General features: G+C 66.2%; 14 protein-coding genes and 2 tRNA genes (1 of these 16 running past the window's edge). 7 read left to right on the top strand and 9 right to left on the bottom strand.

Annotated features, from left to right (window positions below; translation table 11 throughout):
* Positions 1–1,438 carry the 3' portion of a lipopolysaccharide biosynthesis protein gene (locus tag OKW76_RS12980; RefSeq protein WP_265549284.1) on the top strand. The gene continues 38 nt to the left of window position 1, outside the view, so 1,438 of the gene's 1,476 nt are visible here — the last part of the coding sequence; its start codon lies off the left edge, out of view; the stop codon is at positions 1,436–1,438.
* 9 nt (positions 1,439–1,447) lie between these two features.
* Here OKW76_RS12980 and OKW76_RS12975 read toward each other — a convergent pair whose 3' ends face one another.
* Positions 1,448–1,876: a CBS domain-containing protein gene (locus OKW76_RS12975; RefSeq protein WP_265549283.1), complete on the bottom strand. Its 429-nt coding sequence runs from the start codon at positions 1,874–1,876 to the stop codon at positions 1,448–1,450.
* Positions 1,877–2,035: 159 nt separating this feature from the next.
* On the opposite strand from OKW76_RS12975, the gene OKW76_RS12970 reads away from it, so the two are divergent.
* Together OKW76_RS12970 and OKW76_RS12965 are read left to right on the top strand one after the other, a co-directional pair.
* Positions 2,036–2,233 carry a hypothetical protein gene (locus OKW76_RS12970; protein WP_265549282.1) on the top strand — a complete coding sequence of 66 codons (198 nt, stop codon included), beginning with the start codon at positions 2,036–2,038 and terminating at the stop codon, positions 2,231–2,233.
* A gap of 72 nt (positions 2,234–2,305) precedes the next feature.
* Positions 2,306–2,611 (top strand): hypothetical protein, encoded by a 306-nt coding sequence (locus OKW76_RS12965; RefSeq protein ID WP_265549281.1) that lies wholly within the window; start codon positions 2,306–2,308, stop codon positions 2,609–2,611.
* 104 nt (positions 2,612–2,715) lie between these two features.
* Here OKW76_RS12965 and OKW76_RS12960 read toward each other — a convergent pair whose 3' ends face one another.
* The 4 genes from OKW76_RS12960 to hisS all read right to left on the bottom strand — a co-directional run bounded on the left by OKW76_RS12960 (position 2,716) and on the right by hisS (position 7,382).
* Positions 2,716–3,699: a DUF4167 domain-containing protein gene (locus tag OKW76_RS12960; protein ID WP_322740093.1), complete on the bottom strand. Its 984-nt coding sequence runs from the start codon at positions 3,697–3,699 to the stop codon at positions 2,716–2,718.
* 247 nt (positions 3,700–3,946) lie between these two features.
* Complete coding sequence (prmC, locus tag OKW76_RS12955) at positions 3,947–4,795, bottom strand: peptide chain release factor N(5)-glutamine methyltransferase (protein ID WP_265549279.1); 849 nt, start codon at positions 4,793–4,795, stop codon at positions 3,947–3,949.
* A 129-nt stretch (positions 4,796–4,924) separates the two neighbouring features.
* Complete coding sequence (gene prfA / locus OKW76_RS12950) at positions 4,925–5,998, bottom strand: peptide chain release factor 1 (protein ID WP_256506141.1); 1,074 nt, start codon at positions 5,996–5,998, stop codon at positions 4,925–4,927.
* A 136-nt stretch (positions 5,999–6,134) separates the two neighbouring features.
* On the bottom strand, positions 6,135–7,382 hold the full coding sequence (gene hisS / locus OKW76_RS12945) for a histidine--tRNA ligase (protein ID WP_265549278.1): 1,248 nt from the start codon (positions 7,380–7,382) through the stop codon (positions 6,135–6,137).
* Between the two features lie 95 nt (positions 7,383–7,477).
* On the opposite strand from hisS, the gene OKW76_RS12940 reads away from it, so the two are divergent.
* A tRNA-Gly gene (locus tag OKW76_RS12940) sits at positions 7,478–7,551 on the top strand.
* 5 nt (positions 7,552–7,556) lie between these two features.
* Here the strand turns inward: OKW76_RS12940 and OKW76_RS12935 are convergent.
* Both OKW76_RS12935 and OKW76_RS12930 read right to left on the bottom strand, forming a co-directional pair.
* A complete protein-coding gene (locus OKW76_RS12935) occupies positions 7,557–8,078 on the bottom strand; it encodes a GNAT family N-acetyltransferase (protein ID WP_265549277.1) in 522 nt (173 codons plus the stop codon).
* Positions 8,079–8,100: 22 nt separating this feature from the next.
* Positions 8,101–8,186, bottom strand: a tRNA-Tyr gene (locus OKW76_RS12930).
* A gap of 132 nt (positions 8,187–8,318) precedes the next feature.
* Here OKW76_RS12930 and OKW76_RS12925 point away from each other — a divergent pair.
* The 3 genes from OKW76_RS12925 to OKW76_RS12915 all read left to right on the top strand — a co-directional run bounded on the left by OKW76_RS12925 (position 8,319) and on the right by OKW76_RS12915 (position 11,663).
* Entirely contained in the window at positions 8,319–9,938 is a 1,620-nt protein-coding gene (locus tag OKW76_RS12925) for a M20/M25/M40 family metallo-hydrolase (protein WP_265549276.1), read from the top strand.
* A gap of 2 nt (positions 9,939–9,940) precedes the next feature.
* Positions 9,941–10,687 (top strand): 23S rRNA (guanosine(2251)-2'-O)-methyltransferase RlmB, encoded by a 747-nt coding sequence (gene rlmB, locus OKW76_RS12920; RefSeq protein WP_256506137.1) that lies wholly within the window; start codon positions 9,941–9,943, stop codon positions 10,685–10,687.
* Between the two features lie 106 nt (positions 10,688–10,793).
* Positions 10,794–11,663, top strand: coding sequence for a hypothetical protein (locus OKW76_RS12915; RefSeq protein WP_265549275.1), 870 nt, complete (start codon positions 10,794–10,796; stop codon positions 11,661–11,663).
* A gap of 15 nt (positions 11,664–11,678) precedes the next feature.
* On the opposite strand, the gene OKW76_RS12910 is transcribed toward OKW76_RS12915, so the two are convergent.
* Entirely contained in the window at positions 11,679–12,089 is a 411-nt protein-coding gene (locus OKW76_RS12910; protein ID WP_265549274.1) for a septal ring lytic transglycosylase RlpA family protein, read from the bottom strand.
* 63 nt (positions 12,090–12,152) lie between these two features.
* Positions 12,153–14,672, bottom strand: coding sequence for a DNA topoisomerase (ATP-hydrolyzing) subunit B (gyrB, locus tag OKW76_RS12905; RefSeq protein WP_265549273.1), 2,520 nt, complete (start codon positions 14,670–14,672; stop codon positions 12,153–12,155).
* Between the last annotated feature and the right edge of the window lie 23 nt (positions 14,673–14,695).

The following is a 14,695-nucleotide window of genomic DNA, read 5'->3' as shown; positions in this document are numbered from 1 at the left end:
ATCGCTTCGGCAACAGGTGCGAAGCGCCGTTATCTGGCGTTCGGGCACCCAGATCGTCGGGCAGATCGTCACCTGGGCGTCGACCTTCCTCGTTATCCGTGTCCTAGACCCATCGGATTACGGCCTGTTCGCGATGACGCAGGTCATCCTGGCGCTGCTCAACATGCTCAACGGCTATGGGCTTGCCAGCGCCATCATCCAGCGACCCAATGTCGACGACCGCACGCTTCGCCAGCTGTTCGGCTTGCTGCTCGTGCTCAACCTAGGGCTCGGGCTGCTCCAGTTCCTGATGGCGCCGCTGGCCGCCGCCTATTTCCGCCAGCCGATGGTGACCGATCTGCTGCGCGTGCAGGCGCTGCTCTATGTCGCGACCCCCTTCATCGCCTTCCCCTATGCGCTGCTCGCGCGCGCGATGGACTTTCGCAAGCAGGCCCAAGCAAACCTGGCCTCGGCGACGTTGGGGGCGCTAGCCGCGCTCGCCGGCGCCTTTGGTGGCCTGGGGGTATGGACGCTGGTCCTCGCACCGATGGTCCTCTTCTACACCCGTGCGATCCTGATGACCTGGGGTGCCCAGTCGCTGATGTGGCCGAGCCTCGATTTTCGCGGGGCGGGCGACGTGCTCGCATTCGGCGGCTTGATGGCGACCGGCCAGCTCTTCTGGTTCCTGCAGAGCCAGGCCGATGTCTTCATCGCCGGGCGCACCCTGCCCCCGCATATGCTCGGCATCTACACCACCAGCCTGTTCCTGACGCAGATCTTCGTCGCCAAGTTCCTGCCCACGCTCAACGAGGTCGCCTTCTCGGCCTATGCGCGGATCCAGGACGATCCGGCGGCGATGGGCCGCGCGTTCGAGAAGGCGGCACGGATCATCATGGTGGTAGCGATGCCCTTCTATGCCGGGCTCGCCGTGACCGCCGAACCGCTCGTGGCGGTGGTACTCGGCGAAAAATGGATCGAGGCCGCGCCGATCGTCGCGATCCTTGCGCTCGCGATGCCCTTCATGACCTTGCAGACCTTGTTCGCCCCCGCCTCCGACGCGCGCGGACGGCCGGGGCTCTCGGCGGCAAACGGCGCGATCGGCGCGGTGCTGCTGCCGATCGCGTTTCTGATTGGGATACGCTGGGGGATCATCGGGCTGGCGACCGCCTGGGTCGCGGTGTGGCCGATCTTCCTGGCCATCGTCGCGGCGCGAAGCTTCGCGGTGGTGGGGAGCAGCGCGATCGGGCTCGCGCGCGCGGTGGTGGCGCCGGTGCTGGCGGCGGTCGCGATGGGCGCGGTCGTGCTGATCGCCGACGCCGCGGTGCCTGCGCTCGATTCGCTGCCGCGGCTGCTGATCCTCATCGGCGTCGGCGGCGCGGTATATGGCAGCGCATTACTGGTGTTCGCTCGCGGCACGCTGGTCGAACTGCTCGACTTCGCGCGCGCGCGGCGGGGGTAGCAAGCGGCTTCAGACCTGCTGGATGTAGCTGCGCATCGCCTCGGCCTCGGCCTCGATCCGGTCGATCCGGTATTTCACCAGGTCGCCGATCGAGACGAAGCCGACCAGCCGGCCATTCTCGACCACCGGCAGATGGCGAATCCGCCGCCGGGTCATCAGCGCCAGCGCGCCGATCACCGTCTCGCGCGGGTCGACCGAGACCACCGGGGTTGTCATCAGCTCGGCAACGCTGCGGTCGAGCGCGGCCTTGCCCTCGCGTTCGAGCGCATAGACCACGTCGCGTTCGGAAAAGACGCCGACGGCCTGGCCATCGGCGACCACCGGCACCGCGCCGATCCGCCGTTCGGCCAGCAACGCCACCGCCTGCGTCGCGCTCTGGTCGCCGGCTATGCCGATGACCTCATAGCCCTTGCCGGCCAGGATCGCAGCGATCGTCATCGCACCCTCCTTATCCTTCGCGAGTGCGACAGCAGGCGCGCACTTCCGAGGCTTTCACCGATGGCTCGCGGATTGCCCATCCAAAGTCAAGCGGCGCCGGCGGGGAGCCTTTCGCGCCGCCGGGACGTTCGCAATGATACCGTATAAGGAGTTGATATCATGCGTACCCTAATGCTCGGTGGCGTCCTCGCCGCCACGATCCTCACCGCAGGTTGCGCGACCACGCGCCGCGACGTCTTCGATGCGCGGCAGGAGGTCCGCGAGGCGCAGACCTTCGGCGACCGCCGCGATGTGCGCGAGGCGCGCCGCGACCTGCGCAAGACGCGGCGCGACTATCGTCGCGACAATCGCCCCTGATTGCCGCGTCCGTGCCGAAGGGCGGTGTGAATCGCTCTTTCGGCGCGGGCCGATCATCGCCAGATAGAGCCCATGACCGAACCCATGCGCAATCTCGACGATCCCGCTTATGCCGCGCTCGCCTGGCGGCGCTTTCGCCGTATTCTGGGCTGGATGGCAGTGCTGGCGATCGTCTGCGCCGCTGCGGGCGTCGCGACGCTCTATTGGTGGACCGGGATCATGCCGCTGCACATGGGGATCGCCACCGCGCTCGGAATCGGGCTGACCGTGCTGATGGGCGGCGCGCTGATGGGGCTGGTTTTCCTGAGCTCGGGCAGCGGGCATGACGAGCATGTCGATCGCTTCAACGAACAATACGACCCTGGCCGGCAGGACTGACCGGCACCAAACCGACCGGCACTAGCTAACCCGAAACGAAAACGGCCGGCGACGCTAGATGCGTCACCGGTCGTTTCGGTTCTGGTCGAAGCGATAGCCTCAGATCATTCGGCGGGCGGGACCGCCTCGTCCTCACCGGGCACCCGGCGACGGCGGCGCGGCTTTTCAGCAGCGGCTTCGGCGACAGTGTCGTCGTTGGCGAAGCCGAACGACGGCGGCAGGCGATCGGCTTCGATGCCGGCGCTTTCGGGTGCCGATGCTTCGGTCACGACGTCCTCGGCGGGCTGGCGCCGCGGGCGACCGCGACGGCGCGGCGCTTCGTCGACCAGCGCGTCGGCCTGCGCAGCGACCGGCTCGGGCGCGACGTCGGGGGCGCGAGTGGGCTCGGCGCGCGGTTCGCGACGCGGGCGTTCACGATTACCCTCGGCACGGTTACCCTCGGCACGATTACCCTCGGCGCGGTTACCCTCGCTGCGGTTGCTGTCGCCACGATAGCTGTCACCGCGAGGCTGGTCGCGATCGGCGCGCGGCTGCGAACGGTCGCGGCCATTGTCGCGTGGCTCGCGATTACCGGCTTCGCGGTTGCCGCTCTCACGATTGCCGCTCTCACGATTACCGTCGTCGCGGTTGCCGTTCTCGCGCTGGTCGCGTCCACCGCGCTCGCGCTGGTTGTCACGCTGCCCGCCTTCGCGTTGCCCGCCGTCACGCTGGCCAGCATCACGCGGTGCGCGCTCTTCGCGATAGTCGGCGGTGCCGATGATGTCGTTGTCGACATCGAAATCATCGTCTTCGTCGTCGACATCGTCGCGCTGGCGGCGCTGGCCGTTATTCTCCTCGAAGCGCGAGCGGGTTTCGCTCAGCACGCGGAAATAATGGTCTGCGAACTGAAGATAATATTCGGTGTTCACCCGATCGCCCTGCATCTGCGAATCGCGGGCGAGATTCTTGTATTTCTCGAGCAGCTGCGCCGCATTGCCGCGCGCGCGGCTGTCGATGCGGTTCCCGTTATCCTGACGATTCGGGCTTCCGCCACCTTGCGGGCGCTGCCCGCCACGACCGCGACGGCGGCCGGCCTGACGATTATTCATCAAGATATGCTTGTCCTGTCCTTACCCTGCCCGACGATCGCATCGATCGGCGCGCGCGTTTTTACCGCACGCAGCCCGAAATCATTGGGGAAGCGTGCCTGCCACGGCTGCCGGACTACAGCAGCTCGCATGCGTTGGATCGGGTCAAAGCCGCTGGTTCAACCGCCGCAAAAATCAGTGGCTTGGTTGAAAGTGCTTGCCCCGCTCTCAGTCTTAGCCGCCGCGCAAGCGAACGCCAAGCGGAATATTATGACCGATCCATGGCGGTTCCAATCGCGATGATTGCCCGCGGCCGCCCGCCCAGATCGGCGCGCACCGTCGGCGAAAGCCCCGCCGCGGCGACCAAAGCCGACACCGCATCGGCCTGTTTCCAGCCGATCTCGAGGATCGCCGCGCCGCCCGGCGCGAGCAGTCGCGGCAGATCGGGAACGAAGGCGCGATACGCGGCAAGCCCGCCCTCGGCGGCGAACAGCGCGGCGGCAGGCTCGTGGTCGCGCACTTCGGGGGCGAGCGGCTCTTCGGCCGCGATATAGGGCGGGTTGGCGACGATCAGGTCGAAGCGATCGGCGATGCCCGTCGCCCAGTCGCCGCGCACGAAGGTCGCGCGATCGGCCATCCCCAGCCGCGCGGCATTGGCCGAAGCGATCGTCAGCGCGGCATCGGCGCTATCGACCCCCACACCGGTCGCACCCGGCCATTGATCGAGCGCCGCCAGCAACAGCGCCCCCGACCCGGTGCCGAGATCGAGCAGGCGCGCCGGCGCGCGCGCCCCGAAATGCTCGACCGCCGCCTCGATCAGCGTCTCGCTGTCGGCGCGCGGGACCAGCACCCCGGGAGCGACATCGAGCGTGATCGTCCAGAAATCACGCGTGCCGGTGATATAGGCGATCGGCTCGTGCGCTAGCCGCCGGGTGACGAGCGCGGTGAAGGCGTCGGGGGCGGGCGAATCGAGATGCGCAAGGATCATCCGTTCGCGGGTGATTCCCAGCGCATGTGCCATCAGCTGCTCGGCATCGAGACGCGGGGTGGCCGAAAAATCCGCAAAACCCCGCGCCGCATCGGCAAGGGCTGCCCTCACCGTGGAAACCTTCGTCATGCCGGACTTGATCCGGCATCCATGCGGGCCGCAATCCGCAAACGATCCGGCCCGAGGGTGGCGGCGCGCCTGGACCCCGGATCAAGTCCGGGGTGACGCATTAGCACGCCCAACCGCGCCCGCGCGCCCTCACCCATCCAGCGTCGCCAGCCGCTCGGCCTCGTCCTCCGAAATCAGCGCGCCGATCAGCTCGTCCATCTCGCCCTGCAGGATTTCTGGCAGGCGATGCAGCGTCAGATTGATCCGGTGATCGGTCACCCGCCCCTGCGGGAAATTATAGGTGCGGATCCGCTCGGATCGGTCGCCCGACCCGACCATCGATTTGCGCGCGCCCGAACGCTCGCTCGCCAGCCGCTCGCGCTCCAGCTCGTACAGCCGGGTCCGCAGCACCTGCATCGCCTTGTCGCGATTCTTGTGCTGGCTGCGCTGGTCCTGCTGGATCACCACCAGCCCGGTCGGGATATGCGTCAGCCGCACCGCCGAATCGGTGGTGTTGACGTGCTGACCGCCGGCACCCGACGCGCGATAAATGTCGATCCGCAGGTCTTCGTTGCGGATGTCGACATCGACTTCTTCGGCCTCGGGCAGCACCGCCACTGTCGCGGCCGACGTATGGATCCGCCCGCCGCTTTCGGTCACCGGCACCCGCTGGACCCGGTGGACACCGCTTTCGAACTTCAGCTTGGCGAACACGCCCTTGCCCGCGACGCTGGCGATGACTTCCTTGCACCCGCCCGCCTCCGAGCTGCTGGCGGAGATCAGCTCGACCTTCCACCCCTGCCGCTCGGCATAGCGCTGGTACATCCGCAACAAATCGCCCGCGAACAATGCCGCCTCGTCACCACCGGTGCCGGCGCGGATTTCCAGCATCGCCGCGCGCTCGTCCGCCGCGTCGCGCGGCAACAGCGCCAGCGCAAGGCGGCGATCGGCCTGCTCCAGCGCCGCCTCGTTCGATCGCAATTCCTCGCCCGCCATCGCGCGAAGCTCGGCATCGGCCTCGCGCGTCATTGCCGCCAGGCTCACCGCCTCGGCACGCAGCCGCCGCACGTCCCCCGCCGCCTGCGCGACGGGCTCCAGCTCGGCATATTCCTTCGACACCGCGACGAAGCGATCGCTCGGCAAGTCACCGGTCGCCATCTGCGCCTGCAACTCATCCCGCCGCGCCTCGATCTGCGCGATCCGTTCCGGGGAGATGCGGGTCACGCGACCACCCCCGTCGCCAAAGCCACCCACGCCCCGTCCGTCACCCCAGCGAAAGCTGGGGTCCAGGGCCACAAGCGCGCGCCACGATCGAAGAGACCCCAGCCTCCGCTGGGCTGACGGTGGGGAATCGCTCCGATCACGCTGGCGTTGCCGAAAGCGCCGCCAGGACCTGCGCAACGTGCGCGAGCTCGGCATCGCTCGCGCCGAGACCGCGGTGGCCGGGGCCAGCCGGATCACCCTTGAAACTCACCACCTGGCGCGCACCGGCTTTCAACGCCTTGTCGTACCGCTTCTTGGGACTGCCAGTCGTGATCGATTCACTGGCCACGCCAGCACGCCGGAGCGCCGCAACCGCGCGGAGCGCCTCGCTTGTGAACCCGTCATCTTCGGCAACCACCACCACGTCGACGGTTTCAGCCGCCGTCTCCTCCACCAACATCGCCAACCGCTCGATCCCGGCCGCCCAGCCAACCCCCGGCGTCTCCGGCCCGCCCAGGCTCTCGACCAGCCCGTCATAGCGCCCGCCCGCAAGCACCGTCCCCTGCGCGCCCAGCCGATCGGTGACGAATTCAAACGCGGTATGCCGATAATAATCCAGCCCGCGCACCAGCCGGCTGTTGCGAGTCCACGCCACCCCCGCCGCATCGAGCCCGCCGGTCACCGCCGCAAAGAAATCGCTCGCTTGCGCCGTCAGATACGCATCGATATCGGGCGCGCTGTCGGCGATCGGGCGATCGCGCGGGTCCTTCGAATCGAGGATCCGCAGCGGGTTCTTCTCGAGCCGCGCCAGGCTGTCCTCCGACAGATCGCCGCGATGTGCTTCGAAGTGCTCGACCAGCGCATCGCGCCACGCATCGCGAGTCGCCGCATCGCCCAAAGTATTGAGCTGCAGCGTCACCCCGTCGGCAATCCCCAGCTCCTTGAGCAGCTGGTCGGCGAAGGTCAGCAATTCGACCTCGGCGGCGGGTTCGGGCGCGCCGATCACTTCGGCGTCGATCTGGTGGAACTGGCGATAGCGCCCCTTTTGCGGGCGCTCATAGCGAAACACCGGGCCGTGCGTTACCAGCTTGAGCGGCGCATATTGCCGCCAGCCCTCGGTCAGATACGCCCGCGCGATGCCAGCGGTGAATTCCGGCCGCAGCGTCAGCGATTCGCCGCCGCGATCGTCGAAGCTGTACATCTCCTTCGACACGACATCGGTGGTCTCGCCCAGCGAGCGCGCGAACACCGCGGTCGATTCGAACACCGGCAGCTCGACGCGATGGAAGCAATAGAGCCGCCGCACGCGATCGAACGCATCGACCACGCGCTGAAAGCGGCGCTGTTCGTCGCCGAAAATATCCTGCGTGCCGCGCACGCGCTTGGGGGTTTCTATCCGTGCCATGAGGCGGCGGTATCTATGCGAGCGGCCGCGCGAACGCCAGTGCCGCCGCAGCCGTCTTGCGCAGCAGCGCCGCCGGCGCTAATCGGTCCCCCAGCGCGGGTATAGTACAATGGTAGTACAGCAGCCTTCCAAGCTGAATACGCGGGTTCGATTCCCGCTACCCGCTCCAGCCTTTCACATCCGCTTTTCGAGTACCACGAAAGCCAGCTCGCGCGTCCGCGGCAGGCCGAAGCGCGCGTCGTCGAGCGGGAAGGGCCGCGTCTCGCCGGTCAGCGCATAGCCGCGGCGTTCGTACCAGGCGATCAGCTCGGGCCGCTGCGCGATCACCGTCATTTCGACTACCAACGTCCCGAAATGCGCGACCGCGGCGCGCTCGGCGGCGGCCAGCAGCGCGCGGCCGATCCCCTCCGCCTGCAGATCGGGCCGCACCGTCAGCAGCCCCAGATAGCCGATGCCCCCCGCGCGCCGCGTCACCGAGACGCAGCCCGCGGCATCGTGGCGCATCAGCAGCAGCTGGTCGGGATCGGCGAGGATGTCGGCCAGCGCCGCGCGATCGGTGCGCTGGCCGTCCAGCAGATCGGCCTCGTGCGTCCACCCACTGCGCGCGCTGTCGCCGCGATAGGCGCTTTCGATCAGCGCGTGGAGCACAGGGATGTCGTCAGCGGTGGCGGGGCGAATGGCTAGCGGGTCGCTCATCGAAGGCTTCCCCTGCAAAGGGTGGTGGACAGGGCTGGATTCGAACCAGCGTACGCTTGCACGGGCAGATTTACAGTCTGCTGCCTTTAACCACTCGGCCACCTGTCCACACAGGCCGCTGCTCTGCAGCGAGCGAGCGCCAATGCCCAAGCGCCCGCGGGCTGTCAACGGCTTGCGCGCATGTCGCGGGGCGAATAGCGTCGCGGCTTGCCTAGTTTGCCCCGAGGAAACCACGCCTAGATGCGCCTGATCCACCTGCTCGCCACCGCCGCACTGGTCGCCACCCCGATCGCCGCGGGAGCGCAGAACGCGCCGCCGCCCGCCCCCGAATTCGCGCGCGTGGTCGACGAAGGCACCAATCGCAGCCAGGTGATGGTGCTGGCGCAGCACATGACCGACGTGATCGGCCCGCGCCTGACCAACTCGCCGCAGATGCGCACTGCCGAGGCCTGGGCGCTCGCCAAGTTCCGCGATTTCGGCCTGTCGAACGTCCGCAAGGAAGGCTTCGACTTCGGTCGCGGCTGGTCGATCAACGCATCGAGCGTGCGGATGGTCACCCCGCGCCCGATCCAGCTCACCGCGATCCCGATCGCCTGGACCCCGCCCACCAACGGCACGCTCTCGGCGCCGATCATCGTCGCGCCGATGAGCAAGAGCCGCCACTTCGCCGCGTGGCGCGGCAAGCTGGCGGGCAAGATCGTCCTCGTCTCCGCCCCCGGCAAGGTCGAGGACGCCACCGAACCCGGCTTCAAGCGGCTGACCGGCGACGATATCGCCAAGCTCGACAGCTATCGCGAGCCCAGTTACGACCCGGCAGCGCAAGCCCGCCGCAACGCCGCCGCCACCTTCGAGGAAGAGCTCGACGCCTTCCTGAAGGCCGAGGGCGCGGTCGGCTTCGCCACCATGTCGTATCGCGACAACAAGCTGCTGCATGGCGAAGGCTATATGCACAAGGCGGGCGCCAGCCCCTCGCTGCCCGGCGTCCAGATCGCCGCCGAGGATTATCGCCGCCTAGCGCGCCTCGCGACGATGGGGCCCGCCCCCACGCTCGAGATCATGAGCGACGTCGCCTATGACGACAGCGATACGCAGGCGTACAACATCCTCGCCGACCTGCCCGGCACCGACCCGCGCGCCGGCTATGTCATGGCGGGCGCGCATTACGACAGCTGGGCCGCGGGCGACGGCGCGACCGACAATGCCGCAGGCTCGGCCATGGTGATGGAGGCCGCGCGCATCCTCAAGGCGATGGGCGTCCGCCCCAAGCGCACGATCCGCTTCGCGCTTTGGAACGGCGAGGAGCAGGCGCTGTACGGCAGCATCAACTATATCGAGCGCTATCTGGCGCGCCGCCCCGCCCCGGCGACACCCGAAAACAGCACGCAGAATTATTACAACCAGACCACGCGCTATCCGGTCACCCCGCTGCCCGGCTATCGCGACCTTGCCGCCTATTTCAACATCGACAACGGATCGGGCAAGCTGCGCGGCATCCATGCCGAGAACAACGCCGCCGCGGTGCCGATCCTGCGCGAATGGCTCTCGCCCTTCGCGCCGATGGGCTCGGGCAGCGTCGTGTTCGGCCGCACCGGCGGCACCGATCACCAGTTCATGGCGGCGATCGGCCTGCCCGCCTTCCAGTTCATCCAGGATCCGCTGGACTATAGCTCGATCACGCACCATTCAGGCGCCGATACCTTCGATCACCTGAAGGCAGCCGACATGCGGCAGGGGGCGATGGTGCTGGCGTGGATGCTGTTGCAGGCCGCCAATGCCGACACGCCGCTGCCGCGCAATCCGATCCCGAACCAGCCGGTCGTCACCGATCCGTTCGCCACCCCCGACCCCAACGCAGAGTAATCATGGCCCGCAAAGGACACCGACCAAGCCAAGCCCCCGCCGGCCGCCCCCGTTTCTGGGGGCGTCACCCGGTCACCGCCGCGCTGGCCAACCCCGACCGCACCGTGCGCAAGCTGTGGGCGACGCGCGAGGCGCTGGCGGGGCTCGACATTCCCCCGGTGGTGCCGATCACCTTCGCCGACGTCGCCGACCTGGGTAAGCTCGTCCCCGGCGACGCGCCGCACCAGGGGCTGGTCGCCGAAGTCGATCCGCTCGACGATCTGTGGCTGTCCGACGTGCTAGAGGCGGGCGCCGACAGCAAGCAGCCGATCCTGGTGCTCGATCAGGTCACCGATCCGCACAATGTCGGCGCGATCCTGCGTTCGGCGGCGGCGTTCGACGCCTTGTGCATCGTCACCCAGGATCGCCATTCGGCCCCCGAAAGCGGGGCGCTGGCCCGCGCCGCCTCGGGCGCGCTAGAGCTGGTGCCCTGGGTCCGCGTGGTGAACCTGTCGCGCGCGCTCGAGGAGATTGCCGAGGCGGGCTATTGGCGGATCGGCCTGTCGGGCGCAACCGAGACGACGCTCGACGAAGCGCTGGGCGCGAACCGCGTCGCGCTGGTGCTGGGGGCCGAGGGCGAAGGAATGCGCCAGAACACCCAGGCGCATTGCGACGCGATCGCCCGCCTGCCAATCAACCCGCTGGTCGAGAGCTTGAACGTGTCGAACGCGGCGGCGATTGCGTTGTATGCGGTGAAGGCGCGGGGGTAGCGTGCTACCTATTTAGGTACTCTGCTCTTTACTAAACGACACTTGGTGAAACCTTATCGTACCGGCCACGGAGACCGGAATAGCGGCCCGTCCTAGAGGTCAACTGATGAACTTAGTCGAACAACTGCAAGCAGAAGCAATTGATCAAAGCGTTCCTTTGAGTACGCTTCTGAGAAAGGCAAAATTGATTGCAAGCAAGTTAAGTTTACAGGGCACCGTTGACTGGATAGATGCCGAATTGCAGGGATACGGTCAGGATATTGCTGATTACCCTCCCTATCGTCACGTCAAAGGCCGCGTGATGGTGTTTAGCCCTTGGCACGGGTGGCGTTCCCCCGGAGGAAACCCGAAAATTATCGAAGCACTCGCAACGCGGCAGGTAGCGGATTCGGTTAGCGCTCTCGAACATATCATTGCACAAGACCCGAGCGGTAATCTGAGCCTTGATATCGACCTGCAAGTCCAAGCCGAGATATTAAAAGGCAATCCGGGCTGGACAGAAGTGCACACACAAATTCAGCAAACAGCGCTTGTAGCTATACTAGACCATGTCCGCACGCTCGTTTTGAATTGGGCGCTTGAACTTGAAGAAAAAGGGATCGCTGGCCAAGGGGTTAGGTTCACGGAGCAAGAGCAACTGCGCGCACAATCCGCCTCTATCTCAATCGAAAATTTTCACGGAAATCTGCACGCTGGAAACATCAGCGGCGTCCAGAATCGGGTTAATCAAGGCTCTTCGGATAACTCTACCAATTTCAAAAACGCAAAAAGCGTCTTTGACGAGGTTGATCGCGTTGCAAATGATTTAAATAATGAAACGCGAGATGCGGTTAAAACAATTATGGCCGAGATGCGGGATGCAGAATGCACCCCGTCAAGGTTCGCGGCAGCATATGGCAAGTTCGTTTCCATCGCCGCTGACCACGTAGCGCTGATGCCATTTATTCCAGCTTTAGCCACGCTCGTTCCAAGCTAACGAGCCTGCTTTAACCTACTTCGCAGCCACCAAGCTCAACACCACCTTCGCGGTCCCGCGCCCGATGATCCCCAGCTCGCGCGCCGCCGCCTTCGACAGGTCGATCGCGCGGGTCTTCACGAAGGGGCCGCGGTCGTTGATTCGGACGATCACGCTGTTCCCCGACAGCGCATCGGTCACCCGCACCAGGCTGCCGAAGGGCAAGGTCCGGTGCGCGGCGGTCATCAGTTCGGGGTCGCATTTCTCGCCGCTGGCGGTGCGGTTGCCCGCGATCTCGCGCCCGAAGAAGCTGGCCAGGCCTTCACCAACCTTCTCGATCACCGAATGACTTTCGGGCTTGGCGGCGTCCTCGGCAAAGGCCGGGGTCGCGGTCAGCATCAGCACGACGGAACCCGCGGCTGCGATCGAGCGTTTCGTGAAATGCAACCTTGTTCCCCTAACCGCCCTTGCCTGTTGTCAGGGCTAACCAGGGCGGCGGGAAAGAAAAGGTCAGACGTCGAGATTCGCGACGCTCAGTGCATTCTCCTGGATGAACTCCCTGCGTGGCTCGACGACGTCGCCCATCAGGCGGGTGAAAATCTCGTCGGCGACGTCGGCTTGGTCGACCTGCACCACCAGCATCGAGCGATTCTGCGGGTCGAGCGTGGTCTCCCACAATTGCTCGGCATTCATCTCGCCCAGCCCCTTGTAGCGCTGGATCGACAGCCCCTTGCGCCCCGATAGCAGGATCGCGTCGAGCAGCTGGCTCGGGCGACCGATCAGCGTCTCGCCCTTGGCGATTACCTGCGGCTGATCCTCGGCATCGGTGATCGCGTCGGCGGCGGCCTGTTCGGCGGCGATCGCCGCCTGTGCCGACTTGGCGGGCACCAATTTGGCGGTGCCGTCATACGACGCGGCTTCCTCGGCGGCGAGCGCGTGGAGCTTGCGCCCCTCGGCCGACGCCAGGAACGCGGCTTCGACGATGTGGTGATCGGTCACCCCGCGCCAGAAGCGCTGGAAGTGGAAGCCGCCCTCTTCGGACAATTGCCCCGACCAGCGCGCCTCGGCATCGGCCATGTCGAGCCGGCGGACGACCTCGCCCAGCCGCTCGGTACGCTGCTCGCGCGTGACCGCGGGATCGAGCGTGCCGGCCAGCGCCAGCGCCTCGATGATCGAGGGATCGTAGCGGCGCGGGACATAGCGCATCAGCGTGCGCATCCGCCGCGCATGCTCGACCAGCGTCCGCAGATCCTTGTCGGCGCGCGTGCCCTGCGAGGTTTCGAGCACGTTGAGCGCGGTGCCCGCCTCAACCAGATATTCGTCGAGCGCGGCATCGTCCTTCAGATACACTTCGGACCGGCCCTTGGTGGCCTTATACAGCGGCGGCTGCGCGATATAGAGATGCCCCGCGGTGATGATCTCGGGCATCTGGCGATAGAAGAACGTCAACAGCAGCGTGCGGATATGCGCGCCGTCGACGTCTGCGTCGGTCATGATGACGATCTTGTGGTAGCGAAGCTTGGCCAAGTTGAAATCGTCGCGGCCGATGCCAGTGCCCATCGCCTGGATCAGCGTGCCGATCTCCTTGCTGCCCAGCATCCGATCGAAGCGCGCACGCTCGACGTTCAGGATCTTGCCGCGCAACGGCAGGATCGCCTGGAAATGCCGGTCGCGGCCCTGCTTGGCGCTGCCGCCTGCCGAATCACCCTCGACCAGGAACAGTTCGGACTTGGCGGGATCGCGCTCCTGGCAATCGGCCAGCTTGCCCGGCAGGCTGGCGATGTCCATCACTCCCTTGCGGCGGGTAAGCTCGCGCGCGCGCTTGGCGGCTTCACGCGCGGCGGCGGCGTCGATCGTCTTCTGGATGATCGCGCGCGCGGTCTGCGGATTTTCCTCGAGCCATTCGGCCAATTTGTCGGCCATCAGGCTTTCGAGCGGCTGGCGCACTTCGGACGAGACCAGCTTGTCCTTGGTCTGGCTGCTGAACTTGGGGTCGGGCAGCTTGACCGAAACGATCGCGGTCAGCCCCTCGCGCATGTCGTCGCCGGTCAGCGACACCTTTTCCTTCTTCAGCATCCCCGATTTGTCGGCATAATTGTTCAGCGTGCGCGTCAGCGCCGCGCGGAACGCCGCCAGATGGGTGCCGCCGTCGCGCTGCGGGATGTTGTTGGTGAACGCCAGGACGTTCTCGTAATAGCTGTCGTTCCATTCGAGCGCGACGTCGATGATCACGTCGTCGCGGTCGCCGTGGATCGCGATCGGCTCGGGCATCAGCGCGTTCTTGTTGCGATCCAGATACTGCACGAACGCGGCGATGCCGCCCTCGTAATACAGCTCGACCTCGCGGGGTTCCTCGTGGCGCGCGTCGCGCAGGAACAGCCGGACGCCCGAATTAAGGAACGCCAGCTCGCGATAGCGATGCTCGAGCTTGTCGAAATCGAACTCGGTGATCTTGAAGGTGGCGGGGCTCGGGAAGAAGGTGACTCGCGTCCCCTTCTTGTCGGCACCGCTTTCGGTCTTGGGTGCAGGCCCGGTGATCTTGAGCGGGGCGACCGCATCGCCGAACGCGAATCGCATGTAATTTTCTTCGCCGTCGCGCCAGATCGTCAGGTCGAGCCATTCGCTGAGCGCATTGACCACCGAGACGCCGACGCCGTGCAGACCGCCCGACACCTTATAGGCATTGGTATCGCTGGTATTGTCGAACTTACCGCCGGCGTGGAGCTGGGTCATGATGACCTCGGCCGCCGAAACGCCCTCGCCCTCGTGGATGCCGGTGGGGATGCCGCGGCCATTATCCTCGACGCTGACCGATCCGTCGGCGTTCAGCTGGATGATGATCTTGTCGCAATGGCCGGCCAGGGCTTCGTCGATCGCGTTGTCGCTGACCTCGAACACCATGTGGTGGAGGCCCGATCCATCGTCGGTGTCACCGATATACATGCCGGGACGCTTGCGGACCGCGTCGAGGCCCTTGAGGACGCGGATCGAGGACGCGCCATATGCATTTTCTTCGGGGGGTGTTGCCATGCCGAGGATATAGGGATTCGCGG

This window comes from Sphingomonas sp. S1-29 (assembly GCF_026167545.1).
In the GTDB taxonomy this organism is placed as follows: Bacteria; Pseudomonadota; Alphaproteobacteria; order Sphingomonadales; family Sphingomonadaceae; genus Sphingomonas.
This window is presented reverse-complemented; position numbering and strand designations above follow the sequence as displayed.

Coding starts and splice junctions, on each gene's coding strand:
- OKW76_RS12975 (WP_265549283.1), bottom strand. CDS start 1,876: ATGACGATCGCTGCGATCCTGGCCGGCAAGGGCTATGAGGTCATCGGC.
- OKW76_RS12970 (WP_265549282.1), top strand. CDS start 2,036: ATGCGTACCCTAATGCTCGGTGGCGTCCTCGCCGCCACGATCCTCACC.
- OKW76_RS12965 (WP_265549281.1), top strand. CDS start 2,306: ATGACCGAACCCATGCGCAATCTCGACGATCCCGCTTATGCCGCGCTC.
- OKW76_RS12960 (WP_322740093.1), bottom strand. CDS start 3,699: ATGAATAATCGTCAGGCCGGCCGCCGTCGCGGTCGTGGCGGGCAGCGC.
- prmC (WP_265549279.1), bottom strand. CDS start 4,795: ATGACGAAGGTTTCCACGGTGAGGGCAGCCCTTGCCGATGCGGCGCGG.
- hisS (WP_265549278.1), bottom strand. CDS start 7,382: ATGGCACGGATAGAAACCCCCAAGCGCGTGCGCGGCACGCAGGATATT.
- OKW76_RS12935 (WP_265549277.1), bottom strand. CDS start 8,078: ATGAGCGACCCGCTAGCCATTCGCCCCGCCACCGCTGACGACATCCCT.
- OKW76_RS12925 (WP_265549276.1), top strand. CDS start 8,319: ATGCGCCTGATCCACCTGCTCGCCACCGCCGCACTGGTCGCCACCCCG.
- rlmB (WP_256506137.1), top strand. CDS start 9,941: ATGGCCCGCAAAGGACACCGACCAAGCCAAGCCCCCGCCGGCCGCCCC.
- OKW76_RS12915 (WP_265549275.1), top strand. CDS start 10,794: ATGAACTTAGTCGAACAACTGCAAGCAGAAGCAATTGATCAAAGCGTT.
- gyrB (WP_265549273.1), bottom strand. CDS start 14,672: ATGGCAACACCCCCCGAAGAAAATGCATATGGCGCGTCCTCGATCCGC.